The organism is Devosia sp. MC532 (genome assembly GCF_016461625.1).
Lineage (GTDB): Bacteria > Pseudomonadota > Alphaproteobacteria > Rhizobiales > Devosiaceae > Devosia.
In genome coordinates this window covers 556,521-574,546 of record NZ_JAEMNZ010000001.1, presented here as the reverse complement: position 1 = coordinate 574,546, position 18,026 = coordinate 556,521, and the positions used below count along the sequence as shown (strand labels likewise).

Here is an 18,026-nt window from a genome sequence, read left to right as displayed (position 1 = left end):
GACGCGAGGACTTACTCGGCAGACGTCTCGACGATTTCGAACTCAGCGAGGTCCTTGATCTTGCGTGGCAGTTCGGTTTCGCCAGCTTCCGCGCCATGGAGTTCGAGCAGATAGGCTGTAATATCGACGTACTCAGCTGTGCGCAGCTTGCCGGGGGCTTCTGGCGGCATCGCCATGATCATGTAGTCGACGAGGTCGGACAGCATCATGCCGGCCTTCAGATCGAGAACACTGCCAATCAGGCCTGGTGCAGCGGAACCACCACCAGCGGTTGGGCCGTGGCATGCTGCGCAATTGTCAACATAGAGCTGACGACCGCGTAAAGCCTGGTCGGCGGTGTAGACGCCTTCGAAGATGTTCTTCGGGCCAACGGTGTAAACGGTGTCCGCCAGTGCGGCAGAGGTTGAGAGTGCCGCGATTAGGCCTGCGACTGCGACAATTTTGGTTCTGGTCATGAGGAGGACCTTCTTGATATTCAAAGGGAATTGCCAAAGCGCAAACCGGTAGTCGTGCCCTCTCCAAAGTGCATAGCGGCTAACCGAAAGTTGCGCCGTAGACCGATCTCTGCCCGTTAGGCAAAGAAACTTCGTTCTCCATGTCCGAAGGATGTGGAGGTGAAGTGGTGCAGCACTTTTCGTGATGTATTACTGGCGAGACAAAATGTTCAGTTCGGCGTCACTCCGATCCGTGCAGAAAGACTTGGCGTACGCGTGGCGAGGTGTTTTGTCGCTGTGTACTTGTATGCCATTACGTCGCACTTATAACTTAAGTCAATGATCGACTTTAGCTTTGCCTATAAGCGCCGTGGTCACAATTTGCGCATGCGGATGCCGTGAAAATGCCGCAACCATGCGGATGTGGTCATTTGATGCAGGGTCAAATAGAGATATCAGGCAAAAAGTTTTCCACAGTAGTCTATTCAATTTGCGACGTTTTTCTGTCGCAGGGTGGAACCAAACTCAGCTGACAGCGACCGCCACGGCGAAAAAAAACGGCCCACCGAAGTGGGCCGCGTTGATCATGAGTTTTGCTTAGATCGTCTGGTTGTGAAGGTTGACGTCATACTCCTGACCTTCAATCACCACTGTCACGGTTGGACCAGTATCTATGAGCTTGTCCAAATCGGCACTGTTGACCTCAATGATCGTGCCATTGTTATCAGCGCTGCTTGAGGCTTCAGTCTGGCCAGTGGCTCGATCGAGGAGCTCTGTGATGTCGAGAGTGTCGTCTGCCATGTACTCGTCTAGGCTCGCGGACGCATCCATATCTGAGCGTGCTTCGGCGGCTTTCTCACCATCGGTCCACGCCTGTGTCGCGGCTAGGCTGGAAGCGAGATCATCTTCAGCCTGGGTGTAGTCATCCGCGTCGCCATCGCCAAACTCGGTATCGAGTTCCACTTCGACATAGGTGCCTGTGGTGCCGTCGTCGCGCGTGAACGTTCCTGTGCCAACGACGGTTTGGCCATCGATCTCTTGGCCCGTCGAGCTTGTCGACGCATCGATACTGGTGATGCCGTGCTCAACCAGCGTCTTCAACTCGCCGGCGTCCGTAAACCCGTCGCCATTATCGTCTTGCCAGATGCGTAGCTTGGAGAAGGCCTCATCTTCAGGCGAAATTATGCCATCGCCATTGCTATCGAGGGAGGCGAGAGCGTCTGCCCCGCTGACGAAACTTCCGCCTTGGAACCAAGGTGTGAACAGCTCTGTACCATCGTCGGCAATACCGTTTTCGTTGCCGTCATAAACTAGAATGCCATCACTGGTGTTGCTCCAGGCAAGTTTGTCTTTGGCCCCGTCACCATTGAGGTCGAAGACGACACCATGGGAAAGGCTGCTAAAGCCAACACCATTGCCATCGAGATCGAGAATAATGGGGTCGTTTGCATCGGAGTAGACGACGAAGTTTGATGCAGTGAGGGCGGATACTTCGGCAGCCGAAATTACGTTTTCGAGCGTCGCAATCAGCGTACGGGTTGAGGGGACGCTCCAGTTTGTTGCGAACCAAATCTCGCCGTGCTCCGAGGTGCTATTGTAGACAATGACATAGCTGTTGTTTGCGCTCGTTACGCTGCCGGTTTTAATCGTGGCCTCAGACTGGGCGGTCGATATGACGATGACCCTTTGATCGTCGGAGTTGTCGATATTGCTCATCGACGATCTGGCGACGAAGTCATTGCGGTTAAGCACTGCCCCGGCAGATGTGCCCGTCGTGTTGGCAAAGTTGACACTGCCACTTGCACTGGTGCCTGTATCCAAGAAGCCAATCTTGTCGCTTTGGAAGCGATTGAAGTCTCGCAGGACATCAGTGCCTGAATTGGACGACAGCCGGAACTGATCGGCTCCCGTGCCGCCGGTGACGATATCGTTACCGGCTCCACCAGCAAGGATGTCATTGCCCGATCCGCCAATGATCACATCATTGCCAGAGCCGCCAAGGATCTTGTCGTTGCCACTGGAGCCGGTGATGCGGAGGCTTTCAGTTTGGTTGGTTAGATCCGCGATTGTGCGGTTGCCTGATGTCGGCGCGGCGAGTTCGACCCGTTCAAAGTTGACAAGTTGTGCATTGCTGGCGGTCCGGAATGTGCCCGACACGCGCAATGTGTCGATGCCTGAACCACCATCGATGAGGGTGTCGTTACTATCGGCAATTATGATGTCGTTGCCGTCGCCAGCATTGGTCGTGTCGCTACCAGCTTTGCCATCGATGATGTCATTGCCGACGGTACCGGTGAGCGTTTCAGGCCCTGCCGTGCCGTTGATCGTTTGACCGGCAGTGATGATCTGACCGTTGCTATCAACCTTAGAGATGTCGAGCGTGAATGTGGCTTCATCGGTGTCCCCGTCACCATCGGTGATGCGATAGATAAAGACCTCCTTGGCTCCTGTCGGAACTTCGCTCGCATCCTTGGTGAGGGTGTATTTGTATTCACCCGCACGATTGACGGTCAGCGTGCCGTATAGACCTTGCACCTGATAGACGCCATTCTCGAGCGTTGTATCAGCCGCGCCGGTGCCGATGAGGGCAACGACTGCCAGGCCACCATCCGCGCCCGCAGTGTCCGCATTGCTGAGCAAATTGCCATTCGCCGTAATGTTGGTGGTGTCAGATGAGACCAAACGTACGGCCAGCTGATAGGTATTGCTCTGTCCTTCATAGGTCCGGACAGTGTTGACGATCTGATTATTCTCATCAACGAAACCGGTGACGTCCAAGGTGTACTTCTGGCCGGCAATGGTAATGGTCGTGGTTGACGTCGCAATCGAGATGATGTCTCGGCTGGCCTCTGGGTCGGTAGAGTTTGGCGTCTCGTTGTGGGTAAACGTTATCACCACAGGGCCGACGTTTACGGTCTGCCCATTGATGATGACTTGGAAATTCACTGTCAGCTGAGCCTGAGTGATGGCTGTACCAGACGTGACAGGCAAGTTCCTGTGCGTGAACTCGCCCAGATAGAAAGTCTGGTTTGTGAGCAGATTTTGGAGGTCTGCCGCTGGGGCATCAACAAAACCATAGCCCGAGCGACCACTGCTGTCGCCCCAGGTGACGTGGTCACTGAGCCCGTCTCCATCCTGGTCCGTATAAACGAGATTTTGACCGCCGCCAGTGATTTTCCATGCGGCATTAATCGCGCCCACGCCAAGCTTGTCATAGACGATCTCAAGAGTGCCGGTGTCGTCTTTGGCTATAGGCATGTCGTCGACAATCTTGGCAGTGAAGTTGCCGGTGGCAACATCTCCGTCCTGATCAACAAGGCGTACAGCGAGTGTTTCCGTTATCGCATCGTTGCCTTGGCTCGTGTGTGCCTCGTTGTTCGTCAGCGTGTACTTGTAGGTCACAACGCCAGTTGTGGGATTGTAGCCCGTGATGGCCATGGTGTTGCCCATGGGGGTCGTAAAGCTTGTCGAGGTAAAGACACCATTGGTGATGATGGCGTTGCCGTCGATCGTCAGGGTAGCGAAGCCATCGGGCGAGTTGATGGTGAAACTGCCCGTTGCCGCCTCTCCGTCGCTCGATGGATTGGTCCCTTTAGATAGCGCCTCTTCGTAGACGGTGACGCTGGTCGTTTCTTGGGAAGGAACCAAATTGGTGATTGTCGGAGTGGCATCGCCAATCTTGATGGTGAGGGTCGTGCTTGCGAGGTCGCCGTCACCGTCCTTGACGGTATAGGTGAAGACGTCGCTCACGCCGCCTTCGGAGCCTGCGTTGCGGTCGTAGGTGTAGGTGCCGTCGGCATTCAGCGTGAGCTTGCCGTGATTGCCGTCAATAGCAAACTGGGTCGGTGGGTTGTCAGCGGGAGCGGAGGCAGTGCTGCCTTTAACGACGCCGACCACCGTGCCGCCGTCAGCGCCGAGATTGTCCTTGCCACCATCGCCTTCAGCGTCGGTGAGGACGTTGCCGGTTGCCGGGGCGTAGCTGCCATTGGCAATGCTGTCCGTGTCGGCAGCCAGGATCGGCGCGTCATCAACGACTTTAATGACGAGATTTCCCGCAGGAGCGGCATCGCCGTCAAGATCGGTGATCACAACCGGGAAACTGGCCGCTGTGTTGTCGCCACTGGTGTTGTCAGTGAGAGTGTAGCTGTAGTGGATTGTACCCGAGCCGGTTGACGCGTTGAACTCGTAGCGCGCGGTGAGTGTGCCTTGGACGCCGTCGACGGTGGTGTTGAAGGTCTGATCTGACGTCGTGAGTGGGTTGCCGCCGAGGCTGATCGTGCGCAGCCCGTCTGGCGACGTGAAGGTGATCGTTCCGGAGACAGCTTCGCGAGGATCGCCGTTGGCTCCAGCGGCAATGGCTTCGCCCGTGCCTTCGGTTTCGCCATTACGCGCTGGCAGACCAGCTTCATAGACAGTTGTCGTCTTCTCGCCAGCCTGCGGAATGGACACTGTTGGAGTGCCATCGCCGATGGTGATGGTGAGGGTGGTGTTGGCGAGATCGCCGTCACCGTCCTTGACGGTATAGGTGAAGACGTCGCTCACGCCCCCTGGCGTGCCTGCGTTACGGTCGTAGGTGTAGGTGCCGTCGGCATTGAGCGTGAGCTTGCCGTGATTGCCGTCAATAGCAAACTGGGTCGGTGGGTTGTCAGCGGGAGCGGAGGCAGTGCTGCCTTTAACGACGCCGACCACCGTGCCGCCGTCAGCGCCGAGATTGTCCTTGCCACCATCGCCTTCAGCGTCAGTGAGAACGTTGCCGGTTGCCGGGGCGTAGCTGCCATTGGCAATGCTGTCCGTGTCGGCAGCCAGGATCGGCGCGTCATCAACGACTTTAATGACGAGATTTCCCGCAGGAGCGGCATCGCCGTCTAGGTCCGTTATCACGACAGGGAAGGTCGCCGCCGTGTTGTCGCCACTGGTGTTGTCGGTGAGGGTGTAGGTGTAGTGGATCGTACCCGCACCGGTTGCAGCATTGAACTCGTAGCGCGCGGTGAGCGTGCCTTGGACGCCGCCGACGTCGGTGTTGAACGTCTGGTCTGACGTTGTGAGTGGCTTGCCGCCGAGGCTGATCGTGCGCAGCCCGTCTGGCGAGGTGAAGGTGATCGTTCCGGAGACAGCTTCGCGAGGATCGCCGTTGGCTCCAGTGGCAATGGCTTCGCCCGTGCCTTCGGTTTCGCCATCACGCGCTGGCAGCCCGGCTTCATAGACAGTTGTCGTCTTCCCGCCAGCCTGCGGAATGGACACTGTTGGAGTGCCATCGCCGATGGTGATGGTGAGGGTAGTGCTGGCGAGATCGCCGTCACCGTCCTTGACGGTATAGGTGAAGACGTCGCTCACGCCGCCCTTGGAGCCTGCGTTACGGTCGTAGGTGTAGGTGCCGTCGGCATTCAGCGTGAGCTTGCCGTGATTGCCGTCAATAGCAAACTGGGTCGGTGGGTTGTCAGCGGGAGCGGAGGCAGTGCTGCCTTTAACGACGCCGACCACCGTGCCGCCGTCAGCGCCGAGATTGTCCTTGCCACCATCGCCTTCAGCGTCGGTGAGGACGTTGCCGGTTGCCGGGGCGTAGCTGCCACTGGCAATGGAGTCCGTGTCAGCAACAACAAGCGGACCATCGTCCTTAAAGGCAAAAGTGTCTTTGCTCAGATCGAGGCTGTGGGAGGCTTTGTCGCCGTCTCGGTCTGTGGCCGTTGCGATGATGGATATCGCTTCTGGGGCGGCAGACAGAGTCTGGGTGTCATCGGGATTGGTTGTGTCGGCGTGCCAAAGGGCGTTTTTCTGGACGAGGGTGACGGTACCCGTGTCCGGATTGATCGTGATTTCGAAATATGTGACGTCGCCCACCTTGCCGGAAATGACATTGCCGCTCTGGCTCAGGAGAATTTCGGCACCTTTGCCGTTATCCGCGCTAGCGTCGAGGGCATAGAGACCGGAGCCGAAGCTAGGGCCTGAGAGCTTTAGTGCGTAGTTTAGGGAGGCTTTGCCATCAGCGCCGAACTCTACGGCGTCTTCGAAGGCGCTGGCAAAGTTGGCTGTGTGCTCGGTGTTGAGATGGGTTTCGTCGGCAGCCAGCGGCTTGACCGCGAGAAGGCGCTCAGCGTCAAAACTTGGCATGTCGTCGGCAATTTCAAAGGTCAGCGTGCTGCTGGCCTGATCGCCCAAACCATCGGTGACGCGGAATGCAATATTGGCCAGGATGTCGAGATCCTCGCCCTGGGTGGCGTGCTGAATTGGGCCGAGCAATTGCGCTTCGAGCGTATAGGTGACCGCGCCGTTTCCGCCGCGCGTGGCTCCACTGAGCGAGATGGTGAGGAGGGGCTCGCCAGTCGAGGAGCGTCCGACGATGGCGCCGCCTTCCACTGCGAATGTTAGCAGCAGGCCATCAAGACCTTGCAGCTGACCGTTGAGGTTTGCGGAGCCAAGGAGTTCAAAGGAGCCCATCAGGTCGGTAGGGGCGTCGTTGCCATACTGAACAAGGATGTTAATCTGTTGCGAGGACGCTCCGGAGGATGCGGTTTCGCCGGCGCGGAGAGGTGAACTGTCGGCAGCGGCCTGCGGCAGACCATCTTCATCGAGCATGCCGACGCGGCCGCCAACACCATAGACAATGCTTTCAATGGTTGGCTTGTCATTGTCGGGCGCGATGCCGCGACGCAGTACGCTAGGATAGAGTTCACGCAGTTCGGGGAGGGTGAATGCCAGCGCGGTCGGCGGCAAGAGATCACCGAGTGGGAAGGCATCGCCAATGCCACCGACCGGAACCTCAAAATTACCGCCGGAGCTTTGCGCGGTTATGCGACCCGGGCCAGCTGCGATGTCGATGTCATTGGCTGCGAAGAGCAGCGCAACGGTCTGCGATGGAATTTCGACCGTGCCCAAGATGATCCGGATGCCATCAACGGCACCGTTCTCCACGACCAAAATCGTGCCGTCGGGTTGAACAAACTCGAGGTTGGCGCCGTTTACGCGGACTTGGTCAAGATTAGCGTCTGCCGGGAGTCGAACCGTCTCAGCGTTGTCGAGTTCGAATACGACCTGTTTGCCCTCAGTAGCTGGACTGAAGTCCTCCGTAAGTGGAGTGTCAGTTGCTGCTTCCGCGACCACTTTTACATCATTGAGGTCGAGGCGTGTCGCGCCGTTGCTCACGTGCTCAAGAGAAGGGGTGTGATCGTTTGTAAAGCGCGCGGCCATAATAGTCTCCGGCAGAAAAATTGCGTCCTGCTGAAGTAACTACGTAAAAATACTGATGTGACAATTCCGTAAGGAGCTGGCCTTTATACTCCCGTATGTACGGAGTGATCACGTTTTTCGATAAAGATTTAGAGGCGCATAACTCCGTATAAGTCAGGATAAGTATCCTAGAGATTCTGGAAGTTGCTGGTGGTAATTTTCGCGAAGATGATGGAGATTTACGGATGTTACCTTGAAATGTTGAAGATTCTAGTAACGTCGCAATCGCCGAAATGGCGATATTATACGGTTATTATTTCGCAGTAAGAGGCGTTTGCTGGTGCGTCACACGTTTCGAGATGATGCTCGGTAACACGCATCGCTTGTCACCGAGCTTGATTGATTAGAAGCTGGCCTTAGCGCCGACGTAGAAGGTGCGGCCGGGAGAGTTGAACCCGTAAACGGTTTGATTGGCCGTGTTGAGAATGTTCGTCACGCGGCCATAGACTTCGACGTTCTCATTGACCTTGTAGTTGAGGCCTGCGCTGAGGTCAGTGAAGGCGGGGATTGTGGCGAGTCCGCCGTTTGACCAATCGCTGTCTTTGGCTTCGCCGACAAAGCTTGCACTGGTGTGCAAAGTTAGGGGTGTGTTTTCGAGCGTGTATCGCAGGTTGACGACGCCGACGTGGGCCGGACGACGAACTTCGATTTCACCATCAGCTGTTCGGGCGTGCGTATAGGTGTAGCTGGCGGAGGCGACAAAGCCATTGAGGAAATCGAGCGTGCCGGTCAGTTCCAGCCCTTGGCGTGTGCTGATACCGGGAAGATTTATGACGGTCGATATCCCGGCGGAGCTGGCCGTTTTGATCAGATTTTCTAGTCTTTGATTGAAGTAGGTCGCATCGACAATCATTTGGCCACCGAAGAGGGACTGCTCAACGCCGATGTCCCAGGCAAAGCTCTGTTCAGGGCGCAGATTTGGGTTCGGTGTGAACGTGCTGCTGCCGCCGTAGAACTGCTCGTAGAATGAGGGGTTAGAAGAGCCCGTGCCAAGGGAGGCGTGAAGACGCGTTCCAGCCTCGGGGATTTGCCAGGCAGAGCTAAGGCTGTAGCTGGTAAAATCCTCAAATCGATCATTGAGGTCGTGGCGCAGCGCAGCGGTGAGATAGAATTGGTTTGCGAACCGCCCGCGATACTCCCCGGCGAAAGCATGGGTCGAGCGCGTGAACATGTCAGCGTCATAGGAAGACTTGTAGGTCTCTTGGGTCAGGTCGTAGCCGCCAGTGATGGTGTGTTCGGCGTTGAGAAGGTCCGGCGTATAGAAACGATGGCCGAGCTGATAGCTGCCCTTGTAACGGCGCGTTATCGCGTCGGAGTCGCCCCATGCGCCGCCCTGAAACAGCTGGTCGACCTGATTTGCGCTGAAGCGCGCGGTTTGGAACCAGCTCGCGTCCTCATTCGTCCAACGGCCGCCGAGCGAGCCGAGGAGTTCGCTCGTTCTGGTTGTGTCGCCGCTGTCGTTCAATACGCCAAAGCTAGCCTCATTGTCGCCTTCGGCGAGGGTATTGGCGTAGCGCAGATTGCCGTCGAGGGTGACGGACGGAGAAATGTCAGCGCGGAATTTGAAATTGGCATCAAAATGCTGAGCACCGTCTTTTTCATCGCCGATGCTGGAGATGTTAAAGCCGTCGGTCTGGCGGCTGGTAACACTGCCGGACCACGTGAAATTGTCCTGACCATATTGCAGCAGGGCCGAGCCCATCTTGGTGCCGTCACTGCCAAATTCGGTGCCGAGCGTGGTGCGCAACCCGCTGCGAATGCCGGGTTTGGTGACGATATTGATGACGCCTGAAATGGCATTGCTGCCCCAGAATGCGCCCTGCGGGCCGCGCAGAACTTCAATGCGCTCGACCTCGGCGATTTGCAGGCGGCCAAAGTCGAAATCGCCATCGGATGCCGAATTGGCAATGACGCCGTCGATCATGACGAGCGTGTGGTTGGCTTCACCGCCGCGAATGCGGACTTGAGACAAGGAGCCAACCGAGCCGCTGCTCGATACGGCCAGACCGGGCACTTGGCGCAGCACATCGGCGATATAAGGAGCTTTGCTGATTTCGAGCTGCTTGGCGTCGATGACGGTGAGAGAGCGGCCCATCTGTTCGCGCTGCATGGGCGAGCGGTCGGCCTGAATAATGATGGTGCCGAGCACGGCATGCTGAGCAAGCGCGGGGGTGGCGCTGACAATGCAAGCGCTGGCGACAGTGGCCAGCAGTGCTCGTGACAGTGGGGAGATTGGAAACTGACGAAGCGTCGCCATGGCAAGTCCTCTTGCCGATCCGCCCGATCAGCACCCAGTGGATATCAGTTCCATGGCAGGTCTCCTGGCTTGCGGGTCAACCGAGCGCTCGCCTTCCCAGCTTTCGCCAGTGGCATGAGTAGCGCACGTCGCCGCTTACAGTTGCGGGGGCAGCTCCGGACTAAGGGCACGCCTTTACCGGATTCCCTATTATCCCCTCGCGGGGACCGTGGACCGCCTATCAATGCGTTTCTGGGGGAGGGGTGTCAATGTGGGCGAGGAGGAAGTTGCTGCGGCGAACCGCGCGGGCCTTGCAAACCACTCTACAGGCATAAAAAAAGGCCGCCAAAGGCGACCTTTCGTATTCTGATCGTAGCGTCGAATTACGACTGCAGCGACAGGTTGATTGCCGATTCACGACCGTCACGGCCGGTTTCGACTTCGTAGGTGACCTTGTCGTTTTCGTACAGGCCATCAACGCCCGAACGCTGAACAGCAGAAATGTGTACGAAGTGGTCCTTGCCGCCGTTGTCTGGGGTGATGAAACCAAAACCCTTAGTGGCGTTGAAGAACTTGACGGTACCGGTGATGGAAGCCATTTTTATTTCCTTAAAGCTCGGAGCCGAAGCTAAACGAGCAACACTCCAAAGCGACATGCCTAGGAGCCTAACACGTTTGCAAGGTGCATCAGAAAGCCAAGGACCGGTAGAACCGGCAGAAAGGCAGCCGACTTAGGCTGAAAACGTATGAGCACTTTATGCCTGAATTTCATGGTCACAACAAGGCGAAACAGAAGAAATTCTCACTAATGCTGCTAACGCCCTGTATGAATTCGCTTTTTCGGAGGTTTCAGGCGCCTGTTCTCGTCCTGAATGCGACCTTGAGCCGCTCGGATATCTTGCGAAATTTCCCCAGCGGAATAGCGCTGTCGATTGGTGAAATGGCCGGAAAAGAGGGACGCTGTGCTAGAGTTAGCGCTTATTGATCCCCGTTTTGAGTGGCTAAGCCCAAATGAATTCTCCCCGTGTGGACACGCGAATCCTGATGTCGCGCCTAACCCGATTGGGTGAGATTGGGCGCGATGAGCGTGGTGTTCTTGCACGTTTGGCGTGCTCTGTCGCGGATCGGCAAGGGCGCGATCTACTTTTGTCTTGGGCGCGCGAGTCGGGTTTTGAGACGCGCTGCGACGCGATCGGCAATCTTTTCATTGTCTACAATCCGATTGGGTCGGACGAATCACCGGTTTTGATCGGGTCGCATATCGACAGCGTCATCAACGCGGGAATTTACGACGGCTGCTATGGCGTTTTGGCCGGGCTGGGCGTGTTGGAGACAATCAAAACCGAGGGTGTGGCGCTCAAGCGGCCGCTCGCACTGGTTGCTTTCACCAATGAAGAGGGGGTGCGGTTTACGCCCTCGCTGTTTGGTGCACGGGTTTTTACCGGCGTTATGCCGCTCGAGGCTGCCTATGCAACGGCGGATCGGGATGGCGTTACTGTTGGAGAAGAACTCCGGCGCATCGGCTATGTGGGCGCTGACAGTTTCCCGACTCCTGCTGCTTATGTGGAACTGCACATAGAGCAGGGACCAGTGTTGGAGGCTGATAAGCGCGACATTGGCGTTGTGACCGGTGTGAACGGGGCCTTCTCGATCCGCGTAACTTTTGATGGTGTTGCCAATCACGCCGGGACAACGCCAATGCGATTGCGACGGGATGCGGGGCAGGGCGCAGCGCGGTTCATGCGCTTTGTCGATGAACTGGCGCGTGCACATACGCCCGATCTGGTGGCGACTGTAGGGACATTCTCACTTGAGCCGGGCGCGATTAACGTCATTCCATCGCGCGCGGTGATGACTGTAGATTGCCGGAGCTCGAAGTCGGAGCTTTTGCGCATGGCGCGTGAGGCGATGGCAGCTGAGTTGGCGGCGATCTCTGAAGAGACTGCGCTGGACACACACATGGAGGTGTTGGGAACCAGCGCGCCGGTCGATTTTGCACCAGATCTCATCGATTGCGTGGAAGAGACTGCCGAGGATCTCGGCTATTCCCATCTGCGTCTGCCCTCGGGAGCGGGACATGATGCGCAGATGATGGCGGCGGTTTGTCCCGCCACCATGATCTTTGTTCCGAGCCTTGGCGGCATCAGCCACAATCCTCTTGAGCATTCTTCTGAGGACGAATTGGCGAAGGGGGCTGCGGTGTTGCTCGGCGTCGTTGAGGAATTGGTGACGCGTTAAGGCGTCGCCACCCCCTTAGTGCGGACGAGGGTTTGGAGCAGTGCCTGTACGCCGCTCGGCTCTAGGACGGTATGCGGGCGATGACTTTGATTTCGAAGTCGAAACCAGAGAGCCAGTTCACGCCGACCGCTGTCCAATTCGGGTAGGGCGCCTCTGGGAAAAATTCTGCGCGGACGGCCATGATATCACCGACCTGATTTTCAGGGTCGGTGTGAAATGTCGTTACGTCGATGATGTCTTCCAGACCCGCTCCAGCTGCGGCGAGAACCGCCTGAAGATTTTGGTAAGCGCGTCGAACTTGATCTGCGAATACGGGCTCTGGCGTGCCATCCTCGCGACCGCCAACTTGGCCGGAGACAAAGAGCAAATCGCCCGATCGCGTGGCGGCAGAGTAGCGGTGCGCCTCATAAAGGGCGTGACGGTTCGCCGGGAAAACCGGTGTGCTTGTGGGCATAAGAATTCTCGCATGTGTTGATCGTCCGCTATGGGACGGCGCGCCTCGATGTGATATACGGCGCGTATGTGAATAGATACAGATACGCGCCGTATGTCAACTGGCATACGCAGTGTATGTGAGTTGGTATTTGAAATGGCCCGCAAAACCCGCGCTGAAATGATGGTAGAGACACGCGCCAAATTGCTGGCGGCGGGGCGCAAGGCCTTTGCCGAGCACGGCTATGCTGACGCGTCGATGGATACGCTGACGGCTGATGTGGGGCTAACGCGGGGCGCGCTCTATCATAATTTTGGCGACAAACGCGGGTTGTTGGCTGCAGTCGTCAATGCAGTCGACACCGAAATGGCGGCGCGTGCCCACGACGCCGTTCGCGCGAGCAATCCTGCCAATCTTTGGGAGCAATTGGTGGCCGAGGGCATCGCCTATATGGAGCTGGCAACGGACCCGGAAATCCGCCGAATTGTGCTGCTTGACGGGCCTGCGGTTTTGGGTGACCCGTCGCAGTGGGAAAGCCAGAGCGCTTGCCTCGTTGGTACGCGTTCGATCTTGGTGACGTTAATGGAAGAGGGCGTGGTCAAGCGGATGGATATCGAAGCGGCGGCGCGTTTGATGAACGGCGCAGCTCTCAATGCGGCGCTTTGGGTGGCGGCAAGTTCCGATCCCGATGTGACCCTGCCGAAAGCGCGAGACGCCTTCCGGCATCTGATGAGTGGATTTTTGGCGCAGTGATTTGTGCCGCCACCGAACCTGCGCCTGACTAAGGGGGAGGGATCGGGGCGGTGTTTGAGTAGCGCTGTAAACTAGGCCGAGAGCTTGGCTTGCACTTGCGCGATGTCCGGCAGGGCGGTGCGGGCGCCGACAGCCGAGACGCTAATCGCGGCGGCGGCACAGGCAAAGCGCAAGGTTTCAGCCAGAGATGCTCCGGCGAGATGAGCCGCGAGGAATGCGCCATTAAAGCAATCGCCTGCGCCGGTGGCGTCAATCAAGCTGGTTGGGAAGCTGGATTGGGTGAGGGCTTCGTCGCAGGATACCGAAATTGCGCCTTCGGCGGCGCGGGTGACGGTGATCAGCTGCGGGCCGAAATCGAGGAGCTTTTCGACAGCGTCTGGCGTGAGGGGTTCGGCGGAGGTTGCCAGAAAACCGGGCTCATTCATGAAGACGATGTCGGACAGTTTTAGGAGCGCTTCGAGGCGCTCGCGATTGGGTGCAACAGCGGCTTCAATATCGATAGCGACAAGGCAGCCATCGGCGCGGGCGAGCCGAGAAATCGCGGTGAACTCTTCGATGTCATAGGGCATCGCATAGACAACGCGGGACTGCTGGACGGCTTTGGTGAGGCTGGCCTCATCGAAGGCAATGCCCGGCATGGGCGCGTAGACCAAAGCCTTTTCGCCGTCCGCATTGACGATGATCATTGCGGAGGCGGTTGGGTCGTCCGAGACCGTCATATAGTCGTTGGAGATGCCGAGTTTGGCATTCTCTGCGAGCAGCATGGTGCCGTCAGCATCGGCGCCGACACGTCCGAACGCGGCAGTCTTGAGGCCGAGGCGGGCTGCGGCGCAAGCAACGTTTGCCGCTGTGCCGCCCCCAAATACGCCGAGCTTGCGACCCAAGAGCTTCTCGTCGGCCAGAGGTACCCGGTCGGCGAGATAGATATGGTCGGCGTTTGGATCGCCGTAAGCGAGCAGATCGATGGCGCGCGGGCTTGCCATGCTTAAGCGGCCTTCAACTGCGCTGCGGCTTGCTTGATCTTCCGGCGGGCGACGCGCTCCTGACGAATGTTGAACCCAACGAGGGCAATCAGGGTCAGGGTTGGCGGGATCATGAAGATGATTTGCGAGGGAACGTCAAACGCGCCGAGGCGTGCCGCAAAGACGGTCGATGCGCCAAAGACAAGCGCGGCAACGAGTGTGCCCCAAGGATTACGGGCACCGAGGAACACTGCCGCAAGGGCAAGGAAACCGCGACCGCCGGTCATGTCTGCCTGGAACAGGTTGAGGTAACCCATCGAGAGGAAGACACCGCCGAGGGAAGCCAGAAGGCCGGAGAGCAGAAGAGCCGAATACTGGATTTTGCGGACCGAAATGCCCGAGGCGAGGGCGGCTTCGCGGTTTTCGCCGACAGCACGCAGGCGCAGTCCAAAGCGTGTGCGGTAGAGCAGGACGGCCAGCAAAGGCGCGGCGATCAGGGCGATGTAGACGATCATATTGTGGCCGTTGCCACCATCGCCATTAAAGATCGGATCCAACCAAGGCACGCCGTCAAGGAAAGGCATGGAGATATTGGGCAGCATAAAGGTCGTGAGCTGCGCCGTCGAACCCTTGTCGCCCGTGAGGCTAAACAGCAGGAAGACGGTCAGGCCAGCGGCGAGAATGTTGACGCCGATGCCTGCAACGATGATGTCGGCACCCAACTCAAGATGGAACACAGCCAAAAGGCCGGAAACGAGAACGCCAGCTCCAACGCCACACACGAGGCCAAAGAGGGCGTAGAACCAGATCGGCGAGCCGGGGAACCAGATGGCGGCATATCCCGAAGCGATTGCGCCAAAGAAGGCCGCAATCAGCATAATGCCTTCAAGCGCCACATTGGTGGAGCCCGCAAGGTCGGAAATCAGGCCGCCCATGGCAGCCAGAATGATCGGGGCGGCTGCGCGCAGGACGGCGGCGAGCAGGGTGCCGAAGGTGACACCCCATGCGGCGAGTTCGAAAGTCATGCGCTGACCTCGGTGGTAGAAGACTTAGCCTTGCTCTGGAACAGCTTGGCGAAAAGGGCAGGGCCAAAGCGTTCAGCAACGACGAAGATGATGATGAAGGCCTGAATGATCATGACCATTTCACGGGTCACGTCAGTCGAGCGTTCCATGATCTGAGCGCCCACACGTAGATAGGCGTAGAGCAGCGCCACCAGCGGCACCGCCAAGGGATTATTGCGAGCCAGAAGCGCCACAACCATGCCTTCAAAACCAATGCCGGGGGCCAAATCCATCGGCAGGTTCTTGAGAAGGCCGTTGGCCGTGTGGAAACCCGCGAGGCCGGCAAAAATGCCCCCGATGCCCATGGAGAGTGCAGTGGCCCAGCGCACCGGCACGCCAGCATATTTTGCAAAGCGTGGGTTTTCGCCGATCAGGTTGATTTCGAAGCCGGTTTTGGTCCGGCGCATGATCAGCCAGACGATGATCGCGGCTGCGATAGCGAGGAAAATAACCGGGGTGACATTGGTGCGGTTGATCAGGATCGGCATCAGGGCTTCTTCCGGGAACGGCCCGGTTGTGATGAAGCCTGCTGTCGGATCGCGCAGCAGATAGGTGATGCAGAAGCGGTAGAATTGGAGCGCGATGACATTGAGCATCAGCGTCGCCACGATTTCATTGGTGCCGAAGCGGGCCTTAAGAGCGCCGGGGATCAGGCCCCAGATAAAGCCCGAAGTCATGGCGGCAAGGCAAGCGGCCGGCAGCACAACCCAGGACGGGCCTTGCAGCGTCATGCTGACAGCACCGGCGGCGAGAGCGCCGAAGAACAGCTGCCCGTCTGCGCCCATGGTGAACTGCTTGGCGCGGAAGGGGATCGCAACCGCTAGGCCCAGCAGGGTCAGCGTGGTGGCGTCTTCGAGCAGCGAGCCGACGCGGGTCAGGCGCTTGATGGACAGCTCACCATCTTCAAACGAGATTTCTGGCCATGCGCCGGTGAGCAGCACCTTGAACGCACCGACCGGGTCTTCGCTAGCGAAGGTGGTCATGATGAAACCGCAGAGCAAAGCTGCTGCGATAACGAAAACGAGGCGTCCGACGCGGGAGATCATGGAGCCTTTGGCAGAAGCTGGCGCGCTCATGAAGCTGTACTCTGAAGTTCGGTAGCAAAGGGGGCGCTGAGCTGGGCAGAGGCGTCTGGCTGACGCTTGAGGCCGGTCATGTAGAGCCCGATTTCGCGCTGATCGACGGTGTCGGCGCGGAAGTGTGCGGTAATCTCGCCCTTGAACAGGACCGCGATGCGATCCGAGAGGGCAAGCACTTCTTCAAGGTCGGCGGAGATCAAGAGAACTGCGCAACCACGGTCGCGCGCAGCAATGACTTCGTCGCGAAGGCCTTGGGCCGCGCCAATGTCGACGCCACGGGTGGGCTGGGCGGCGATGAAAAAGCGGGGCTGCGACGACAGCTCGCGCGCCATAACCACTTTTTGCATATTGCCACCAGACAGCGCAGCAACCGGGGTTTTGCCCGATGATGTTTTGACGCCGAACTTCTTGATCAGCTCAACGCCGCGCTGCTTGATATAGCTCGTGTTCAGCCAGCCAAACTTGGAGGTTGGGGCCTGATAATATGAGGTGGCGGCAAGGTTTTCGTCGATGGACAGCGTTGCAGCGACGCCATCGGTGAGGCGATCTTCAGGGACCGCCGCCATGCCCATTTCGCGGGCCTTGCGTACGCCCAGGCCGACAAAGCTGTCGCCACCGATTTCGGCAGTGCCGGAATGCGGATCGGCGAGACCGGAGAGAACGCGGGCCAAGAAATCCTGACCATTGCCTTCAACGCCAGCGATGCCGAGGATTTCGCCCGGCGCGACGTCGAGGGTAACGTTGGAAAGTTCGATGGTGCCCTGATTGTTGATGTGACCGAGATTGCGGACCACAACGAGTGGGGGCTTGTCGCGTGCATCAACGCGCGGCACAGGGGGGATCGAGAGGGGGCGACCAACCATCATTTCAGCGATGGTTTTATGATCGATATCGACGGTATCGGCTGCGCCAGTCACCTTGCCATCGCGCAGGACGGTGAGGCGATTGGAGATTGCTTTCACTTCCGCAAGCTTATGGGTGATGATGACGACAGTCACGCCGGAGGCGACGAGGCGCTGGATCGCGGCAAACAGTTCGTCGCATTCTTGCGGGGTCAGCACTGCGGTGGGTTCATCCATGAGGATGATGCGGGCGCCGCGGTAGAGCGTCTTTAAAATTTCAACGCGCTGCTGGGTGCCGATAGAACAATCGGCAACTTTGGCAGCGGGGTTCACGTCGAGACCATAGGTCGACGCGAGATCGGCGACCGCCTTTTCAGCGGCAGCGCGGTCCAGCAGTCCATTGGACTGGCGCGGTTCTTGGCCCAGCACGATATTTTCGGCAATGGTCAGTGAAGGCACCAGATTAAGGTGCTGCGCCACCATGCCAACGCCAGCCGCAATCGCCTGGCTTGGGTGGGTGAAGCGCGCGGGCTGACCGTTGATCAGAATCTGACCGGAGGTTGGGGTTTCAAGGCCATAGATCATTTTCATGATCGTGGACTTGCCAGCGCCATTCTCGCCGCAGATCGCGTGGATTTCTCCAGCGCGAATGGTCAGCGAGACATGTTCATTGGCGAGCGTGCCATTGGGATAGCGCTTGGTGACGTCGCGCAACTCAATAGCAGGGGCGCCCTCGGAAATCGAAGGGGCGATGTGCATCT

General features: G+C 58.1%; 11 protein-coding genes and 1 riboswitch. Of the genes, 2 read left to right on the top strand and 9 right to left on the bottom strand.

What is annotated here, in order from left to right:
• Positions 1–11: 11 nt before the first annotated feature.
• The 4 genes from JHC09_RS02655 to JHC09_RS02640 form a co-directional block, all read right to left on the bottom strand.
• Complete coding sequence (locus JHC09_RS02655; protein ID WP_199530679.1) at positions 12–455, bottom strand: cytochrome c; 444 nt, start codon at positions 453–455, stop codon at positions 12–14.
• 576 nt (positions 456–1,031) lie between these two features.
• Complete coding sequence (locus tag JHC09_RS02650) at positions 1,032–7,619, bottom strand: DUF5801 repeats-in-toxin domain-containing protein (protein WP_199530678.1); 6,588 nt, start codon at positions 7,617–7,619, stop codon at positions 1,032–1,034.
• Between the two features lie 382 nt (positions 7,620–8,001).
• Positions 8,002–9,915: a TonB-dependent receptor gene (locus JHC09_RS02645; RefSeq protein WP_199530677.1), complete on the bottom strand. Its 1,914-nt coding sequence runs from the start codon at positions 9,913–9,915 to the stop codon at positions 8,002–8,004.
• Positions 9,916–9,951: 36 nt separating this feature from the next.
• Positions 9,952–10,141: riboswitch (cobalamin riboswitch) on the bottom strand.
• A gap of 136 nt (positions 10,142–10,277) precedes the next feature.
• Complete coding sequence (locus JHC09_RS02640) at positions 10,278–10,493, bottom strand: cold-shock protein (protein WP_169196044.1); 216 nt, start codon at positions 10,491–10,493, stop codon at positions 10,278–10,280.
• 445 nt (positions 10,494–10,938) lie between these two features.
• Between JHC09_RS02640 and JHC09_RS02635 the strand changes: the two genes are divergently transcribed.
• Entirely contained in the window at positions 10,939–12,132 is a 1,194-nt protein-coding gene (locus tag JHC09_RS02635; RefSeq protein WP_248308837.1) for a Zn-dependent hydrolase, read from the top strand.
• Between the two features lie 61 nt (positions 12,133–12,193).
• Here the strand turns inward: JHC09_RS02635 and JHC09_RS02630 are convergent, their stop codons facing one another.
• Positions 12,194–12,586, bottom strand: coding sequence for a RidA family protein (locus tag JHC09_RS02630; RefSeq protein WP_169196046.1), 393 nt, complete (start codon positions 12,584–12,586; stop codon positions 12,194–12,196).
• 135 nt (positions 12,587–12,721) lie between these two features.
• Between JHC09_RS02630 and JHC09_RS02625 the strand changes: the two genes are divergently transcribed.
• On the top strand, positions 12,722–13,318 hold the full coding sequence (locus JHC09_RS02625; RefSeq protein WP_199530675.1) for a TetR/AcrR family transcriptional regulator: 597 nt from the start codon (positions 12,722–12,724) through the stop codon (positions 13,316–13,318).
• 71 nt (positions 13,319–13,389) lie between these two features.
• Here the strand turns inward: JHC09_RS02625 and JHC09_RS02620 are convergent, their stop codons facing one another.
• From JHC09_RS02620 to JHC09_RS02605, 4 genes are read right to left on the bottom strand one after another with little or no spacing between them, the layout of a single operon-like run.
• A complete protein-coding gene (locus JHC09_RS02620; RefSeq protein ID WP_199530674.1) occupies positions 13,390–14,301 on the bottom strand; it encodes a carbohydrate kinase family protein in 912 nt (303 codons plus the stop codon).
• A gap of 2 nt (positions 14,302–14,303) precedes the next feature.
• Positions 14,304–15,305, bottom strand: a complete 1,002-nt coding sequence (locus tag JHC09_RS02615) for an ABC transporter permease (protein ID WP_199530673.1) — start codon at positions 15,303–15,305, stop codon at positions 14,304–14,306.
• Positions 15,302–16,420, bottom strand: a complete 1,119-nt coding sequence (locus tag JHC09_RS02610; RefSeq protein ID WP_199530672.1) for an ABC transporter permease — start codon at positions 16,418–16,420, stop codon at positions 15,302–15,304. Before JHC09_RS02610 ends, JHC09_RS02615 begins: the two co-directional genes overlap by 4 nt.
• On the bottom strand, positions 16,417–18,024 hold the full coding sequence (locus tag JHC09_RS02605) for an ABC transporter ATP-binding protein (protein WP_199530671.1): 1,608 nt from the start codon (positions 18,022–18,024) through the stop codon (positions 16,417–16,419). Before JHC09_RS02605 ends, JHC09_RS02610 begins: the two co-directional genes overlap by 4 nt.
• Between the last annotated feature and the right edge of the window lie 2 nt (positions 18,025–18,026).

Coding starts and splice junctions, on each gene's coding strand:
- JHC09_RS02615 (WP_199530673.1), bottom strand. CDS start 15,305: ATGACTTTCGAACTCGCCGCATGGGGTGTCACCTTCGGCACCCTGCTC.
- JHC09_RS02655 (WP_199530679.1), bottom strand. CDS start 455: ATGACCAGAACCAAAATTGTCGCAGTCGCAGGCCTAATCGCGGCACTC.
- JHC09_RS02650 (WP_199530678.1), bottom strand. CDS start 7,619: ATGGCCGCGCGCTTTACAAACGATCACACCCCTTCTCTTGAGCACGTG.
- JHC09_RS02610 (WP_199530672.1), bottom strand. CDS start 16,420: ATGAGCGCGCCAGCTTCTGCCAAAGGCTCCATGATCTCCCGCGTCGGA.
- JHC09_RS02645 (WP_199530677.1), bottom strand. CDS start 9,915: ATGGCGACGCTTCGTCAGTTTCCAATCTCCCCACTGTCACGAGCACTG.
- JHC09_RS02625 (WP_199530675.1), top strand. CDS start 12,722: ATGGCCCGCAAAACCCGCGCTGAAATGATGGTAGAGACACGCGCCAAA.
- JHC09_RS02630 (WP_169196046.1), bottom strand. CDS start 12,586: ATGCCCACAAGCACACCGGTTTTCCCGGCGAACCGTCACGCCCTTTAT.
- JHC09_RS02640 (WP_169196044.1), bottom strand. CDS start 10,493: ATGGCTTCCATCACCGGTACCGTCAAGTTCTTCAACGCCACTAAGGGT.
- JHC09_RS02635 (WP_248308837.1), top strand. CDS start 10,939: ATGTCGCGCCTAACCCGATTGGGTGAGATTGGGCGCGATGAGCGTGGT.
- JHC09_RS02620 (WP_199530674.1), bottom strand. CDS start 14,301: ATGGCAAGCCCGCGCGCCATCGATCTGCTCGCTTACGGCGATCCAAAC.
- JHC09_RS02605 (WP_199530671.1), bottom strand. CDS start 18,024: ATGCACATCGCCCCTTCGATTTCCGAGGGCGCCCCTGCTATTGAGTTG.